The sequence below is a fragment of the Psychrobacillus sp. FSL K6-4046 genome (assembly GCF_038624605.1).
In the GTDB taxonomy this organism is placed as follows: Bacteria; Bacillota; Bacilli; order Bacillales_A; family Planococcaceae; genus Psychrobacillus.
Genome location: NZ_CP152020.1, coordinates 980,473 through 995,563 on the forward strand (window position 1 = coordinate 980,473; position 15,091 = coordinate 995,563).

The following is a 15,091-nucleotide window of genomic DNA, read 5'->3' on the forward strand; positions in this document are numbered from 1 at the left end:
GGCTTAGCTAAACATTCGTTAAATTTAAGCCCTATAAAAAATAGCCCCTTTTTGACATTTATATATGCAAAAGATGGGCTATTTTTTATATAAGAATATCTCCTGAAAGCAGTAAGTGCTTTTCCCTGCTTACTTATCTACATCTACTTCAACCTGCATCTGACGTTTCTTAGTGAACAGCATCCCAAAAAGGAACGTCATAAAGATAATTCCCATTACAGTGATGATGATGCATCGAACAATGTAATCAGAATCCATCGCAAAGATTACGTCTTTACGGAACCAGTTTTGGAATGGTAGACCAAAACCTAAGAGAACGGTAAAAAAGAGAAGTTTCGTCCAGATGCTTTTTCCCTTCATTTTTTTGATAGCTCCATTTACTACTAAACGAAGTAAAGCAAGACCTAAACCTACGCAAAAGAATATCATTAGATAAGTAACTATATCGTCACCGGTAACTAGCGCTGCAATCACCAATCCTAAAGCTATAATTAATGAACCGAACATAAAAATATATTTTTTATTCACTTAACATTCTCCTTTATAATAAAGTACTGAACAACGTGTTGATTGTTTGCTTTATTATCATATGAAATTAGAGAGTAGAAAGCAATCGACAGATTTTTAGAAACTGTTTAGTGATTACTTTTTAAGTATTAACAAAAAAAAGAGAGTTATGACAATGTCATGACTCTCTTTTAAATCTATTTAGTATAATCCACAACGATGTAAGGCTGTAATTGGAATGGTTTTGGTGCAATGTTACGATCGTTCCACATACCGAACCATCTTTCTAATGGATAGAAGTAATATCCGTCCTGCCAATGGTCAGATGTATCATACGGGTCTGCAAAGATAAGCATGTCATCACCAATACCTGGTGTTCCATTATTATCATATCCAATAATGGCTTGCCAATGTCCATCCCAATCTGCCCACTCAACCATAATTGGTCGGTCATTAGAAAGATGGCCAGTTAACCATTTAACAAAGTAGCTATCCTTAGCATCTGTTACCCATGCTTCAGTAGTCTCACTATTTTCAGAAGCATATAAGCTGTTCCATGTGAAAGTAGCAGGAAGGTTTCCTACATTATTTCCGGTTGCACCATCTGCTTCTTGAATTAGATCGTTTGCTGCATAATTCACTTTATAGCTTGTCTCTACCACTTTAAAGCCCTCTAGACTAGTAAAGAAATTATGGAGCTGGCTAACGTCTGTCCCGTATTCTGGGAAGTTGTTTGCAGAACCAGGCTTTGCTCCTGGAGTGTCCAAGTCGGTCATTGCTTTCATTTGCTCAGCAATATCCATTTCTGTCATGTCTGTGAAGCCAAAATGGTTAGCGACCATTAATGCGGTAGCAGGTCCACAAGACCATTCCGTTGTTTGCTGCATCGTTTGGAAATTTTCGATTAGTAGTAATTGATCATCTGATTTCATGTTGTAAAAATCAGGGGCTTTAAAATAACGAGACTCTTTGTTATCGCCAGCTTCTGCATAGGCATCAGCACCGCCGTTTTCATCATAGTCTTCGCCTTTAATCATAGTTGGTTTAACTGCCACAGTAGTTTCGGCTGACGCTTTTGTGTCTACTTCCTTGTTAACCTCCGCTTGTGAATCTGTGTTCTCTGAGCACGCAGATAATAATAGCATTGCGGATGCTAAAACTGCTGTAAGGGTTCTTTTCATTTATCCCCATCCTTTTCTTCTTTTTTTGAAACACAAGAATTTATTATATAGAAAGTAGGGAACAAATCAATAGATCGATTTATATTATTTTTTTACTTTATTTTGAAATTAGCTTTAAGTCAAATACGAACAATGAAAAAAGAATAATGAAATTTATATGCTTTTTAATAATAGTTTAAATTACATCTAGCTGGACACCCTACGCCGGGTGAGCGATTAGCATTCACCTGTCACTCCAATCAATAAATAGTTAATGTTCGTGTTTAATCTGTAAAATGCTTTTAAGGAAATTTGCTCAGCTTATTAACATAAAGCTATGTTAAAGGTAAAGGCTGATTTTAAATATACATAAAAAATGAGCTAGGATATTTCCTCCCAGCTCATCTTGCTTTGACATTGATTTTTTACTAAAGCACCCGTTAGTTTAATAAGAACAGCGATAGGTCTATTCAATTATGATTACTTCTCCATCCCTCAATGCTTTAAATAGAATTTTATTCTCGATCATAAAATCAATTGCTCGGTCCATATCGTTAGATTCTTTGTGGTCTGATTTATAATGTGGGGCAATTACATAATCCAAAATGCATAAACCCTCCCATATAGTTTGATGTTCATTACCGTAAGGTTTCTGCTCAGGTTCGTCTGCTAAGTGAATGCCTTTTAAAGTTGGTCCAAGAATACAACAACCTGCACTATATCCCCCATATAGAATATCTCTTTTATCTTTAAAATACTTTTTAATGATTTCATCAAAACCGCTTAATCTCATTGCTTGAGCAAGAATAAAAGTATTGCCGCCTCTTACCCAAATAACATCGTATTGATCAAGCTTTTCTTTCAATCCTTCGGGTTTATGGAAGTACATTTTTAAATCTAAAATATCCACTGTGAAACCTATTCTTTGCAGTTCACTTACGTCTGCAACATCACTTTTATTTTTTCTTTCTAAATCAGTCGCAAAGTCTAATGCATTATTGATATATGCTACTTTTTTATTCCCATTTTTCGTTAATTCGATTAGCTTCCGTTCTTCGTTTCCAATTTTAAAAGATGAAAGATAAAATTTCATATTGTCCCCCTTATTGTGGATTTCAATTGCTCACTTTCTAAGCTTTCCTTTTCTGTTAAATGGCAAGATTGTTGAACACAAGTTAAAAACACTCTTCAACTAAACTGTCTCATTAATTCAATAAGTAAAAAGAGTTGCCTAAGCAACCCTATGATCTTTACTAAAGCACCTCGTTAGTTGAATAGAAAAAGGGGCTCTCTCTGTTTAAAAGCACTTTTACAATACTCTATTATTAGAGACAAATTATTAACTTAAAAGTAATTCAAAAAAGAATATTCCGAAAGAAAAACCTAATAGTAATATAAAAGCATATAACAACTTCATTTTCATTGTTTGGTCATCGAAAACCATTCCTGAATAACGATACATCCAATAAATTATTGGTAAAACTACTACAATACAAAAAATACTTTCAAAGGAAAAACTGAGATTAACGGTAGTGCTAATCTTTGACAGAAGAGATGTTAAGCATCCTACCACAAAACCAATTGTATACCCACCTAGTAAAAAGTGTTTTAATTCAACTTTTCTTTCCAAGACCTTTCACCTTCTTAAAACTGTTTTTTTAAACAAAAGATTTTCTTACAAGTTAAACAACATTCTTCAACTAACCTGCTGCGTTAGTTTAAGTGTAACATTTCACAAACTAAATCGCTTCATGAAAAAAACCAACCCTAGCCTTTAACAGAGCCTAAAATAAACAGTAAGAAAAATTAGTTTTATATATATTTACTTCCATAAATTAGCTATGATTAAAAGAAAATGGACTAAATGAGGTGGAACAAATGTCTAAACGAATTTTATTGGTCGAGGATGATGAATCCATTAGTGAAATGGTTGAGAAATATTTAAGAAGTGAGGGCTTTATCATCACGAGTGTGAACAATGGAGAAGCAGCGGTTAAGCAAAATCAATCCTCTGCCTTTGACTTGATCATTTTAGATATTATGATGCCAAAGCTAGATGGCTTAGAAGTTTTGAGGATCATTCGAGAAACTAGTGCTGTGCCTATATTAATTATGTCGGCAAAGGATAGCGATGTGGATAAGGCATTAGGACTGGGCTTAGGGGCTGATGATTATCTTGTCAAGCCTTTTTCATTACTCGAGCTATCTGCAAGAGTAAAGGCTGCGATAAGAAGAGCAACACAATATTCACGGGAGCAGCAAGTAAACGAGGATGTAATTGAAATAGGGGATTTGAAGATAGATGTTACTAACTTTATGGTTACGAAGGGAAAGGAACACATAAAGCTTACTGCGAAAGAGTTTGCTATCTTAAAACTATTTGCTTCCAATCAAAACCGTGTATTTACTAAACAGCAGATTTATCAGTTGGTTTGGGATGATGAATACTACGGGGATGAGAATATCATTAATGTTCATATGAGAAGGCTTAGAGAGAAGATAGAAGAAGAACCATCAAACCCGAGGTATATCAAAACCTTGTGGGGAATTGGCTATAAGCTGGAAGGTTTTTAATATGGTACTCTTTTTATCTTCCACTATTATTTTATTGTTTGCCTTCATTGGTTTCCAGTACAAAGAAAAAAGAAATCTCACCTCTAGCATTGCCTATACGCACCAAAAGCTTCATGGCATCATCCAGGAGAATTCAGGAGAGAAAGTTTTAGCACATACCGAGCATGATGAGCTCCGGCAACTATTGAATACAATTAACGAGTTATTAGACGAAAAACAAAAAATACTTGCAACTCATACAAGGCTAGAAGAATCCATGCGAAAAATGCTTTCCAATGTTTCACACGATTTGAAAACGCCGTTAACTGTCATTTTAGGATATATTGAAATGCTAGAAATTGCTCCCTCCCTACAGGAAGAAGAACGGCAACAGCTCCTTGTTAAACTACATACTAAAACAAATGAAGTACTTAAAATTATCCATACCTTTTTTGACTTGGCGAAAATTGAGGCAGGGGACCAACAATACCCATTATCTAAGGTAAACATAAATGAAATATGTCGTAAGAACATTTTATCCTTCTATGATCTGATAACAGCAAAGCACATGCATGTTGAAATTGAGATACCAGAAAACAATTTATATGCATTTGGTAATGAGGAGGCAATAGATAGAGTTCTAAACAATCTATTATCCAATGCATTAACCTATGGTGCAGACGGTAAAAACATCGGGTTAACGTTGAGATACGATGAGTCCAATATTTATATTGATATTTGGGATAAGGGAAAAGGAATCGAAGAGTATCATATCGATTGGGTTTTTGAAAGAACATATACGATGAACGATTCTAGGAATAAACATTTCCAAGGCAGTGGATTAGGCCTAACAATTACAAAGCGGCTTCTTGAAATAATGGGAGGCTCTATTCATCTATCAAGTATCCCTCATGAAAAGACAATTTTTACTGCAACCCTGAAGCGAATTACTTTTTAAAGCATAACTTAAGAAATTCGTAAGATGGAAGTAATAAAAAAGAGAGGTTCGTTTTCTATACTAAGAATAGAACGAAGAGGGAGAGGATTCAATGTCATATATATTGAAAACAAATCATCTGACAAAAGTATTCGAAGGTAAGGAAGTCGTTTCTTCTGTTAATATGAATGTTCAAAAGGGAGAAATTTACGGGTTTTTAGGTCCTAATGGAGCAGGTAAAACAACGGTCATGAAAATGATAACCAATCTTATAAAACCGACAAATGGTGAAATAGAAATATTTGGCGAAAGGCTAACCGATCAATCATTCGAGGTCTTAAAAAGAATTGGATCCATAATTGAATATCCAATTTTTTATGATAAGCTGACTGCACGCGAAACACTTCAGCTTCATTGCGATTACATGGGTTATTATAATCAAAATGAAATAGAGCAAGTATTAGATATGGTTAGTCTAGTAAACACAGGAAACAAGCGAGTAAAAGAATTCTCTCTGGGGATGAAGCAAAGGCTGGGTATTGCACGTGCAATTATCACAAAGCCGGAATTGCTTATTTTAGATGAACCAATAAACGGGCTAGACCCTCAAGGTATAAAGGAAATGAGAGATTTATTTCGAATGCTTTCTAAGGAATATGGCATTACCATTATTGTTTCAAGCCATATTTTAGGAGAGATAGAGCAATTAGCGGATACAATTGGAGTCATCAACAATGGGAAACTCATTCAAGAAATTTCACTTGCACAATTAACTCGTAGTCAAACCGACTACATCGAGCTGGTTGTTCAAGACATACAGAAAACTTCCTTCCTGCTAAGTGAGAAGTTACTTTTAGTTAACTTTAAATTAGTAGACGATCATTGTATTCGTATATACGATTCAACGCTCACACCACAAATGATTTCCAAGGTTTTGTATGAACACGATATTGAAATAGAGGCCATTAGTAAAAAGACAAGTACATTAGAGGAATACTTCTTAAAGCTAGTCAATGGGGGTGTAGTAAATGTTTAAGCTAATGAAGCTAGAGATGAAAAAGTTTAAACTGGGCTCCTATTCGGTTAACGCTGTAATTGCTAATTTTGTTATTCTCGGGTTTATATTTCTAATAGCGTATATATCTAAAGTAGAAGGTGACCAGGACTTTGTAAATTACCAGGAGGTCTTAACGGTTATCGATTCATTTGTGAGGGGAACCTTTATCATCTTCGCTGCCACATTAATAGCGAAGTTAATCATAGGAGAATTCAAAAATAAAACAATTACAACATTATTTATGTATCCAATTAGTAGGAAAAAAATAATAACGGCAAAGCTTGCTATTGTATTTATATTTACTTTTACATGGATCATTATTTCGAATCTATTTATTACGTCAGTCTATTGCCTCGTTAGTGTAAACTATCAGCTAATTCCTGATACGCTAACGGCTTCGCTTCTTCAAGAACATGGTGTTAGTGTATTGATGTATGCAGTTGCAGCTTCTGGTATGTCGCTAATTCCTCTTTACTTTGGTATGAAGAAATATTCCATACCTACTACAATTATTACATCTATTCTAATTGTAGTGCTAGTTACCAGTAATAATGGTGGATTTTCATTGAATGATATATTTGTTATACCTTTGTCACTGGCATTAATCGGTTTAGTTATTGCATATCTTGCTATTCGAAATATAGATAGAATCGATATAGGAGTATAGGTTAGCGTATAGGTTAGCTAGAACTGCAGTCAGGGGATTGAGAAATGAAAGTAAATCGAAGTGAGTTACAAACGAATGATGATATTTGGAATGCTGTTTTATCTGCTGCTTATGTAAACTATGCTTTTCCGACCGAAAATGAAAAAAAGGATGACATATTTATTTTATTTAGTTACTTTTGTGAAATGGAAAGTGGAGGCCATGAAGCCTTGCTCAATTGGTTATCAGAAACAATGCAAGGATTGGGTATCCAAAAATACGTAAGTCGACTGACTAAAATGCTGGAGCTGATTGGTGCGGGGGATTATGCAAAAATCGAAAAGGTCTATTTAGAAGAAATGTTGAAGAGATACTTAACCATAGAAAATAGTGGATTTGAGGATCCTGATTTTGAAAAAGTAGAAGCGGAGTACCTAATTGTAGTGGAGAGAGCAGATGAAGAATATAGAAATTTAGAAGAACAGATCAATGAGCGTTTATACAACTATGCAGTGAATATACATGAAGAGGTATTAGAAATTGTTAATCATTAAGCAATATAAAAAAGATGGAGTGATAGTTTCACTGCCTTCTTTTTTATTTTGGGGATGAAAAAAAACGGAAGTTACATCACGGCATACAGCGATACTATTATTACAAATCAAAGAGATAAAATGAACCTAGTATACAAACCAAAGTTACTATCCATAAAGTTCCATAGGTAAATTTATTTAGTTCTCTGTCTAGTAAAGATATAGATTGAATAACTGTAATAGCTACAGCGACAAAGAGGGCTCCCAATAAGGCTCCCATTAAAGTAGGCAAGTCGTATATATATTCATCAATAAATAAAAATAGAATAATAGAAAACGGTATTGAAACGCTAGAAAGAAAATGCTTTAAATTCATTTGAATTCACCTTTCTTTATGAGCAGGCTATAGACATTCCAATAGTTTCACATTTTTTAATTGCCCAGCTGTAATGATTGGAAGTATTTGCTGCAAAATAGCTGTGTAAGTTACTTGTTTTCGTCCATTTATAATATCTTTTCGTCATAATTTCTTCATTGGTATGTGATTCAATTAAATCCATTATTCTTTTGTGACTTAACCTCACCTTTTTTATAGCCTGAGCTAACGTTACTTCTTGATAGTTTTCCCAAATTTGCAGATTTAGTAGCTTGATAGTATTCCATTTATAACCAGGTGCTGGCATGAAAGGAATGTCTCCATCCATACCTTCTCTATACCATCTCTCCAGCATTACATGCCATTCGTACAGATGCATTAACACATCACGAAAGTTCTTATCTCTTTCATTTGTCTCAATGGAGGTACCCCTTTTTCTACTCGGTATAGATTCAATTATTTTAAGCAAAGATTCAAAGGCTTTGTTGCTATTTAGCAATAGAATTTCTTTTTCACTTTTCTCCATCAAGTATAACTTCCTCCTATATAAATAAATATTAACATTGGAATGAGAATATTGTAACAAAATTCAGAAATAGGAGATAGAGCGATTGATGAAATTTTAAAATTTAATTCAGTGCTTTAGAACTAATTTAAACTATATCTATTTTTATATTATTCTAAGATAATAAGGAGAATATATAAAATTTTGGAGGAACTCTAACATGAAGCATACTATCTTAACCACTTTTTTTGCATTATTTTTACTGGGTTTACATTCACCAGTATATGCTTCTGATTTAAATGGAAACAAAGTTATACAACTAGAGGATCCTCTACTACAAGAAAAGTTAGCTACTTATGTTAACTTATGCGACAGTCAATTTCACGAGAATACAACCATCGATCGTATTTCCACGTGTTTAGAGAACAACAATGGAGTCTTAACACTTGGGAACGGATATGCTGGGGAGGTCAGGACTCTTAAAGGTCTGGAGGGACTGGAAGGTTTACATATTAAACAGTTAAATATTGAAAACACTCATGCAAGTGGGCAAAGCATTGCTGACCTTACACCACTAGCCAATATCAAAAGTCTAGAGAGTTTAAAATTATATAGTACATACTCAAATGATTTCTCTCCATTAGCAACTCTGCCGAACTTAAAGGAATTAGTGATTAACTCTACTAATAATGAACCGTTACAGTCCATTTCTTTATTAAAAAACCTACAAACGCTCCAACTAAGTGGAAGTCAAGTTACTTCACTGGCTGGAATTGAGAGGATGAAACAGCTTACGTCATTGGCTTTAGATGACGTCTCAATTCCTGATTATGGGGCATTAACAAATGTACCGCAGTTGAAAAAATTATTTGTGGACTTTAATGGGGACTCTCGTTTTTTACAGTCTCTGTCTAATTTAGAGGCATTAACTCTCGTTGCTTTTCGTGATGAACCTAAAATGATTAATGGAGATGATTTGAAAAAGCTAACAAGGCTTAAGACACTTCGATTATTTAATATTGAAGCCAATTATGATTATCTTAATAATATGTCACGATTAGAGGAGTTAAAGATATCAAACAGGGATGCTAGTTCCTTGTTTAGTGCGATCAAGGAACCCATGGTATACCTAAAAAGTTTAGACATCAGTCAAAATGAACTTTCTTCGATTGAAGGGGCCGAGAAGCTTTCGGTTCTATTTCCCTCGATTGAAAAACTAAATCTTAGAGGAAACGAGATTGCTGATTTATCACCTCTAGTACAAACAGAACGACCTTATCAATACTTAAAAGATTTAGATATAGATGGTAATATAATTTTTGACATTAATATACTAGGAGAGCATGCTAATCTTTTTCCTTCATTGGAGACAATTTATGCGGAATCCAACTATATTCATTCAATTAGTGAAATGACCAAGCTACCAGTTTTGCAATCCTTGTTTTCGGGATATAATTTAATTGATGTTTTTGATGAACAAAATCCTAAAAAATTTATAGGATATTTTCAATTTGAGTTAAGTAAACTAAAACCAATAGAAATGTCTATTGGCGATGTATATGATGGGCCGATTTTATCAAAGGTTTCGATTAGTGATGAATATTGGCGAGATGAGATTAAGACAAGTAATTTGACCGTAAATTTTTCAGACCCTGAGGTAGCAGAATTAACGAAAAAGGGAAATATTTTAGCAAAAAAAGCAGGGAGTACAACTGTTACATACTCTATTAAAGGTGCAACGGATCCTTATTTTACCCATTCAACTTTGTTAACTGTTTTAAACAAACATTATAAACCATACGACCCTAGTATTGATGGGGATATTACACTGCAAACAAACAAGATGAAAGTATATACATACGGTGAAGATAAAGTGGTAATAGCGAGTAATGGAAAGGTAATTGCAGAGGTTGTACCTTCGGGGTGGTTAACGATTACTCTTCCAAATCTTAAGGGCCTGAAGGAATTACAGGTTTGGTCAGAGTCCAAACTGGGAGTAAAGAGCAATGTAATTACTATGCCAATTTATAAAACAGAAAAGCCAACCTTACCGGATATAGAAAGTGTTACTGATCAAACAGAATACATTACAGGTACTGCAGATCCCCATACCACTGTCTATATTACTTCAAGAGAAGCTGAGTCATTTAAGGAACTCACCCAAAAAGTCAGCGACAAAGGGACTTTTAAAGTTTACACCGGGAAGCTTCAGGAGGGTATTTCTATTATTATATACTCCAAAAATGAAGAAGGACGAGAGAGCACTAATCTGAGTACGACTGTACAAGATGTAACGCCACCAGCTATGCCGATATTGGACAATGTGACAAGTGAGTCATTGCAAATTAGTGGTAAAACAGAAGCCCATGCAAAAGTAACAATCAAACGAATGTCTAGGAATATTGGAGACACTCTCGCTGATCAAAATGGTATTTTCAAGCTCTCAATCTCAGCCCCGAGTGTAGGAGATACATTTACGGCCATTGCTGAGGATAAATCTAAAAACAAAAGCAAGGAAGCAAGTATTGTAACTATTTTACCTATAAAGGAAGAAGAGATAATACCTAAAAAACCTGTTTTTTGGAAAGGCTTGCAGTTAAAGAAAGGGCAAATTGGACTTGTTACAATTACAAAAAAGATCAACCTTTGGAAGCGTGAAGGGGACAAGCTCGTCTTTCAACGGATATTAAATCCAGGGGAAGTATATCGAGTCTACAGATATGATAGGAAGTATGGAGGGCAGTATGGTGTGGGTGGAGACCTCTTTATAACTAACATTAGCGGCTATGTGAAATATCAAACGCCATCAAAAGCAATATTGTCACAAGTTAATTAGAAGCAGCAGCACAAAAGAATGTTGCTAAAGTATAAGGGTCTGTATCATAGATACAGACCCTTTAATGATTGCCCATCTCGTGTAATTAAATATTCTGTGTTACCTTTAATTTCCTCACTAAGAAAAAGGTAAGAGTAAGAATCACACCAGTAATCATCCCGATGATACTTAAATTGATACCTGCTCCGGACGTAATACCATCGGCACGAATAATAGCATTAGCATAGATGGAAACCCCGACGATAATAAATCCAATCCATTCAAATATTTTGGTTATCATATTTAAAACCTCCATTTGTACCTAAATTATAACATTATTGGAATTTTTAAAAAAGTTTCTTTATCCACATATTACAAGTTCAGTTTCTTTCAAAATATCAAAGTTTAACTTTCGTAGTAAAAGGCAAACCTTTATACAATGTACAACCACGACAGCAAATCATTAAAGGATAGTAAAATTCTATGGTATGATATGTGTTGATTTTGCTAGGAGGTATTTTTTATGGATTTGTCTATCTTTATGTCGTATGTCTTTTGGAAGAACCTTGGTATTTCCATTGCCATACTGTTAGTTTTCCTTATTTTGAGAAAAATTTTCTCGAAATATGTATTTAACCTATTGATCAAGCTAAGTGATAAAACACCGACTGATGCATTGACTCACCTTTTTCGGTCCTTCGAAAAGCCTATTCAATGGATGTTTATCATAGTCGGAATTTATGTGGCGGCTAGCTTCTTTCCACATTTTGATGAAACAAATAAATTATTTCTGGTGCTTATAAGAGTCTCCTATATTATTCTGATCAGCTGGGGATTATACAATATGTCCTCTGATTCCTCTACTTTCTTCACTAAAATGAGAAACAGATATAATTTGGATATTGATGATATACTCATTCCTTTTCTTTCAAAGGCATTGCGAGTTATTATTGTTGTCATAAGTATTAGCGTAGTTGCTGAGGAATTTGGTTATAACGTGAGTGGATTTGTTGCGGGACTAGGCTTAGGTGGAGTAGCAATCGCCTTTGCTGCAAAGGATGCGCTTTCTCATCTATTGGGTGGCTTTGTTATTATTACAGAAAAGCCTTTTAGAATTGGTGACTGGATATTGACTCCTGATGTGGAGGGGACGATTGAAGAAATTACTTTTCGTAGTACAAAAATCCGTACCTTTTCACAAGCTATTGTTACTGTTCCGAATGCCATGATTGCCAATGGACCAATTACCAACTGGAGTAAAATGGGGAAAAGGCAAATTAACTTTAATCTAAGGGTATCTCAAGAGACGCCGAAGGAAAAATTAGAGCTTGTAGTAAAAGAAATTGAACAGCTAGTGAGCAAGCATACAGGTGTCCATCCTGAAACAATTTTTGTGAAATTTGATGCATTTAAAGAAAATGGCTATGACATTTTCTTATATTTCTTTACGAACACAACGGTTTGGGCAGAGTTTTTAAAAGTGAAAGAGGATATTAACTTTGGTATTATGGAAATTTTAGAACGAGAAGGAGTTTCTATAGCCCTTCAAAGTCGAAAAGTTTATGTGGATAATGAATTAATTCAGAATGAACCAAAGAGCATAGAGGAATAATAAGTACCGCTGGGATGATTCTCAGCGGTATTTATATGGACTTAAGTTTTTTTGAAAAAATTACTGGGGCTTGTGTCGGGATAGACGTGTCTATTACAGCAATTTCTTTAATATATCCCTTTATGTTCTGAGCTTGAGTAGTGCAATAGAGGAAAGCTTCTAATAATTTTTGGTTGGATAAACGATTTGCTATAGTACAGTGTGGAATCCATTGTCCTGGATTATACAAGGATTGTGCGTCATTAAAGTCCTTAAAATAAGTATGAAAGTCGTTGTGAAAATGAAAAAGATCCTCTGTAATAACAGGTGTATAAAAAAGTGTACCAGATCCCGTAAACGATCCAATAGAAGGAAACGTGATTTCAATACTTTTTTTATCTGCTAAGTAGCTATCTAAGCGATCTACAAAAGATTTAATATCTAATTTGCTGTAACTTGCAATAGTAATATGTGGATTCCGATCACTTACCTCAAATGCATAGGAAGAAATAGATTCATCCTTTAACTCTTGCCAAAGTTTCAAAATCCGCTTATTTAACTGATCATCAAATAACGCAATTATTCCATACATATTATTCGCCTTCTTTTTTAAAAAATTCTTTTTTATTATCCAACGATTTATATATCTGATAAAAGATTGGAAAGTATGCCACTGAAGATAAGATTCAATCAGTTAATACTAATTTTGAGTAGACTAAAAAATATTTCGTTTGATTATATCATATAAATATTTCATTTATTGATAAAAGTTGTTAAAAGAAAGGATATTTTCATGCTCTTGTACTATTTGCTCGGCAGTATAAACAGATGAATATTGCAAAAGATAGGAAGGAATCACAGCAATTAATGAGAGGAGTGTTTTTAATGGAGAGTATTCGCGAAGGGTTAATACCAACAGTTTTAGGGACAGCCGTAACTACAACTGGAGTAGCGCTTAGGAACAATAGAAGCATTTCACCATTAATCACGAGTTCGATTATCGGATTTGGCTTAGCGCATATTGTGTTGGGGGCAATCGATTTAGTTGAACATCGCCGCTAAAGATTCAGGGTGGAAGGAACTTTCCTTCCATTCTTACTACCTAGCTCCACCTATACAAATTGAAGGAGGTGTTGGTCCGTGTCAGTACTATCTCGGATTGCTTTAGCATTAGTTATCATTGGTGCATTAAACTGGGGTTTAATCGGATTTTTTGAATTTGACTTAGTTGCATCTATTTTTGGTGGACAAACTTCTGCCTTTGCTCGTGTTGTGTATGCACTTGTTGGTTTAAGCGGGATTGCTTGTATACCACTACTGTTTGCTCAAGAGGACGAAGAAAGCAGTACTTCTACCAGCGATGGGAAAAGTCAAAATTACAGAAATCTAAGCTACGAAACAGAATTTGCTGAAGAAGAGGAAATTATTGTGGCAGATCCACAAACTAATGCTTCATCGGATAATTCTACAACAAACTCGCCTACAAATTATTACAAAAAAACTTCTAAGAAAAAGAAGAGATAATTTTGTACGGCATCAAAAAATCTGACGCAACGTTAAAACGTGCGTCAGGTTTTTTGTTTTATAAAGGAGTTTAAGAATAAATAATCGAATATAAATATTAACCACGGAAAGCGGTGGAACGAGTAAATTATTGGAGGAACAAGATGAATACCAAGACATTAGAAATAAACAAAACAAGCTGGGAAAAGTCTGCAAATCGTTTTTATGGTAGAAATCCTCTTCCCGAGTATGGACCAATGGCTCCGCGTGAAGAACATTTAAATCTATTAGGAGAAGTAAAGGATTTGAAGGTTTTAGATATCGGCTGTGGCAGTGGTCATTCCCTACAATATATGGCGAAGAGAGGAGCAGGAGAGCTTTGGGGAATTGACTTATCAAACAACCAGCTATCTGCTGCAAAAGAATTATTGAAGGATTATGGATCTTCCGTAAAACTAATTCAATCTCCTATGGAAACTAATCCTGGATTGCCATCAAACTATTTTGACATCGTTTATTCGATTTTTGCACTAGGATGGACTACTGATTTAGACAAAACATTAGCCAATATCTATTCTTACTTAAAAGTAGGAGGCATTTTTGTATTCAGCTGGGAGCATCCTCTACATAGCAGAGTGAAGCATGAGGAAGGGAAGTATCTCTTCAACAAATCCTATCAAGAGGAAGGGCCGTATGACCACGATTTTTGGGATACACAAGCAATCATGCAACAATTTAAAGTGAGTACTTATATTAATAGACTTATAAAGGCTGGGTTTAAAATTGAAGAGGTTGTAGAAGAGGTCTACATGGCAGAGAAGGATTTAGAGCGACATGTAAATAGGTGGTACTCCTTTGAAAAAGCACAACTTATACCGACAACATTAATTATTAAGTGTAGTAAATAG

The 15,091-nt window shown here is 34.7% G+C and carries 17 protein-coding genes; 10 read left to right on the forward strand and 7 right to left on the reverse strand.

Going from position 1 to position 15,091, the window contains the following annotated elements; genetic code table 11:
- Positions 1-129 precede the first annotated feature (129 nt).
- The 3 genes from MKY09_RS04695 to MKY09_RS04705 all read right to left on the reverse strand — a co-directional run bounded on the left by MKY09_RS04695 (position 130) and on the right by MKY09_RS04705 (position 2,760).
- A complete protein-coding gene (locus tag MKY09_RS04695; RefSeq protein WP_342567709.1) occupies positions 130-528 on the reverse strand; it encodes an MFS transporter permease in 399 nt (132 codons plus the stop codon).
- A gap of 176 nt (positions 529-704) precedes the next feature.
- Entirely contained in the window at positions 705-1,688 is a 984-nt protein-coding gene (locus MKY09_RS04700; protein ID WP_342567710.1) for a papain-like cysteine protease family protein, read from the reverse strand.
- A 445-nt stretch (positions 1,689-2,133) separates the two neighbouring features.
- Positions 2,134-2,760, reverse strand: coding sequence for a Type 1 glutamine amidotransferase-like domain-containing protein (locus MKY09_RS04705; RefSeq protein ID WP_342567711.1), 627 nt, complete (start codon positions 2,758-2,760; stop codon positions 2,134-2,136).
- A 785-nt stretch (positions 2,761-3,545) separates the two neighbouring features.
- On the opposite strand from MKY09_RS04705, the gene MKY09_RS04710 reads away from it, so the two are divergent.
- From MKY09_RS04710 to MKY09_RS04730, 5 genes are all read left to right on the forward strand, one after another.
- Positions 3,546-4,241 carry a response regulator transcription factor gene (locus MKY09_RS04710; RefSeq protein WP_342567712.1) on the forward strand — a complete coding sequence of 232 codons (696 nt, stop codon included), beginning with the start codon at positions 3,546-3,548 and terminating at the stop codon, positions 4,239-4,241.
- 1 nt (position 4,242) lies between these two features.
- Positions 4,243-5,178 carry a sensor histidine kinase gene (locus MKY09_RS04715; protein WP_342567713.1) on the forward strand — a complete coding sequence of 312 codons (936 nt, stop codon included), beginning with the start codon at positions 4,243-4,245 and terminating at the stop codon, positions 5,176-5,178.
- 91 nt (positions 5,179-5,269) lie between these two features.
- Positions 5,270-6,193 carry an ABC transporter ATP-binding protein gene (locus MKY09_RS04720; RefSeq protein ID WP_342567714.1) on the forward strand — a complete coding sequence of 308 codons (924 nt, stop codon included), beginning with the start codon at positions 5,270-5,272 and terminating at the stop codon, positions 6,191-6,193.
- A complete protein-coding gene (locus tag MKY09_RS04725) occupies positions 6,186-6,881 on the forward strand; it encodes an ABC transporter permease (protein WP_342567715.1) in 696 nt (231 codons plus the stop codon). Before MKY09_RS04720 ends, MKY09_RS04725 begins: the two co-directional genes overlap by 8 nt.
- A gap of 44 nt (positions 6,882-6,925) precedes the next feature.
- Positions 6,926-7,414 (forward strand): hypothetical protein, encoded by a 489-nt coding sequence (locus tag MKY09_RS04730; protein ID WP_342567716.1) that lies wholly within the window; start codon positions 6,926-6,928, stop codon positions 7,412-7,414.
- A 100-nt stretch (positions 7,415-7,514) separates the two neighbouring features.
- Here MKY09_RS04730 and MKY09_RS04735 read toward each other — a convergent pair whose 3' ends face one another.
- Positions 7,515-7,769, reverse strand: coding sequence for a hypothetical protein (locus MKY09_RS04735; RefSeq protein ID WP_169359759.1), 255 nt, complete (start codon positions 7,767-7,769; stop codon positions 7,515-7,517).
- Positions 7,770-7,785: 16 nt separating this feature from the next.
- Positions 7,786-8,298: a ClbS/DfsB family four-helix bundle protein gene (locus MKY09_RS04740; RefSeq protein WP_251555848.1), complete on the reverse strand. Its 513-nt coding sequence runs from the start codon at positions 8,296-8,298 to the stop codon at positions 7,786-7,788.
- Positions 8,299-8,494: 196 nt separating this feature from the next.
- Here MKY09_RS04740 and MKY09_RS04745 point away from each other — a divergent pair, with 196 nt between their 5' ends.
- Positions 8,495-11,110, forward strand: a complete 2,616-nt coding sequence (locus MKY09_RS04745; RefSeq protein ID WP_342567717.1) for an Ig-like domain-containing protein — start codon at positions 8,495-8,497, stop codon at positions 11,108-11,110.
- A gap of 85 nt (positions 11,111-11,195) precedes the next feature.
- Here MKY09_RS04745 and MKY09_RS04750 read toward each other — a convergent pair whose 3' ends face one another.
- Positions 11,196-11,390, reverse strand: coding sequence for a hypothetical protein (locus tag MKY09_RS04750; RefSeq protein WP_251555842.1), 195 nt, complete (start codon positions 11,388-11,390; stop codon positions 11,196-11,198).
- A 222-nt stretch (positions 11,391-11,612) separates the two neighbouring features.
- Here MKY09_RS04750 and MKY09_RS04755 point away from each other — a divergent pair, with 222 nt between their 5' ends.
- Positions 11,613-12,701 carry a mechanosensitive ion channel family protein gene (locus MKY09_RS04755; protein ID WP_251555841.1) on the forward strand — a complete coding sequence of 363 codons (1,089 nt, stop codon included), beginning with the start codon at positions 11,613-11,615 and terminating at the stop codon, positions 12,699-12,701.
- A 31-nt stretch (positions 12,702-12,732) separates the two neighbouring features.
- On the opposite strand, the gene MKY09_RS04760 is transcribed toward MKY09_RS04755, so the two are convergent.
- Complete coding sequence (locus MKY09_RS04760; protein WP_342567718.1) at positions 12,733-13,272, reverse strand: 2'-5' RNA ligase family protein; 540 nt, start codon at positions 13,270-13,272, stop codon at positions 12,733-12,735.
- A 293-nt stretch (positions 13,273-13,565) separates the two neighbouring features.
- On the opposite strand from MKY09_RS04760, the gene MKY09_RS04765 reads away from it, so the two are divergent.
- The 3 genes from MKY09_RS04765 to MKY09_RS04775 all read left to right on the forward strand — a co-directional run bounded on the left by MKY09_RS04765 (position 13,566) and on the right by MKY09_RS04775 (position 15,091).
- Positions 13,566-13,742 (forward strand): asparagine synthase, encoded by a 177-nt coding sequence (locus tag MKY09_RS04765; RefSeq protein WP_144539033.1) that lies wholly within the window; start codon positions 13,566-13,568, stop codon positions 13,740-13,742.
- Between the two features lie 78 nt (positions 13,743-13,820).
- Positions 13,821-14,204, forward strand: a complete 384-nt coding sequence (locus MKY09_RS04770) for a DUF378 domain-containing protein (RefSeq protein ID WP_251555836.1) — start codon at positions 13,821-13,823, stop codon at positions 14,202-14,204.
- A 143-nt stretch (positions 14,205-14,347) separates the two neighbouring features.
- Positions 14,348-15,091, forward strand: a complete 744-nt coding sequence (locus MKY09_RS04775) for a class I SAM-dependent methyltransferase (protein WP_342567719.1) — start codon at positions 14,348-14,350, stop codon at positions 15,089-15,091.

Excerpts from the sequence above, each read along its gene's own strand:
- MKY09_RS04700 (WP_342567710.1), bottom strand. The coding sequence starts at position 1,688 with ATGAAAAGAACCCTTACAGCAGTTTTAGCATCCGCAATGCTATTATTA.
- MKY09_RS04705 (WP_342567711.1), bottom strand. The coding sequence starts at position 2,760 with ATGAAATTTTATCTTTCATCTTTTAAAATTGGAAACGAAGAACGGAAG.
- MKY09_RS04710 (WP_342567712.1), top strand. The coding sequence starts at position 3,546 with ATGTCTAAACGAATTTTATTGGTCGAGGATGATGAATCCATTAGTGAA.
- MKY09_RS04715 (WP_342567713.1), top strand. The coding sequence starts at position 4,243 with ATGGTACTCTTTTTATCTTCCACTATTATTTTATTGTTTGCCTTCATT.
- MKY09_RS04720 (WP_342567714.1), top strand. The coding sequence starts at position 5,270 with ATGTCATATATATTGAAAACAAATCATCTGACAAAAGTATTCGAAGGT.
- MKY09_RS04725 (WP_342567715.1), top strand. The coding sequence starts at position 6,186 with ATGTTTAAGCTAATGAAGCTAGAGATGAAAAAGTTTAAACTGGGCTCC.
- MKY09_RS04730 (WP_342567716.1), top strand. The coding sequence starts at position 6,926 with ATGAAAGTAAATCGAAGTGAGTTACAAACGAATGATGATATTTGGAAT.
- MKY09_RS04735 (WP_169359759.1), bottom strand. The coding sequence starts at position 7,769 with ATGAATTTAAAGCATTTTCTTTCTAGCGTTTCAATACCGTTTTCTATT.
- MKY09_RS04745 (WP_342567717.1), top strand. The coding sequence starts at position 8,495 with ATGAAGCATACTATCTTAACCACTTTTTTTGCATTATTTTTACTGGGT.
- MKY09_RS04750 (WP_251555842.1), bottom strand. The coding sequence starts at position 11,390 with ATGATAACCAAAATATTTGAATGGATTGGATTTATTATCGTCGGGGTT.
- MKY09_RS04755 (WP_251555841.1), top strand. The coding sequence starts at position 11,613 with ATGGATTTGTCTATCTTTATGTCGTATGTCTTTTGGAAGAACCTTGGT.
- MKY09_RS04760 (WP_342567718.1), bottom strand. The coding sequence starts at position 13,272 with ATGTATGGAATAATTGCGTTATTTGATGATCAGTTAAATAAGCGGATT.
- MKY09_RS04765 (WP_144539033.1), top strand. The coding sequence starts at position 13,566 with ATGGAGAGTATTCGCGAAGGGTTAATACCAACAGTTTTAGGGACAGCC.
- MKY09_RS04775 (WP_342567719.1), top strand. The coding sequence starts at position 14,348 with ATGAATACCAAGACATTAGAAATAAACAAAACAAGCTGGGAAAAGTCT.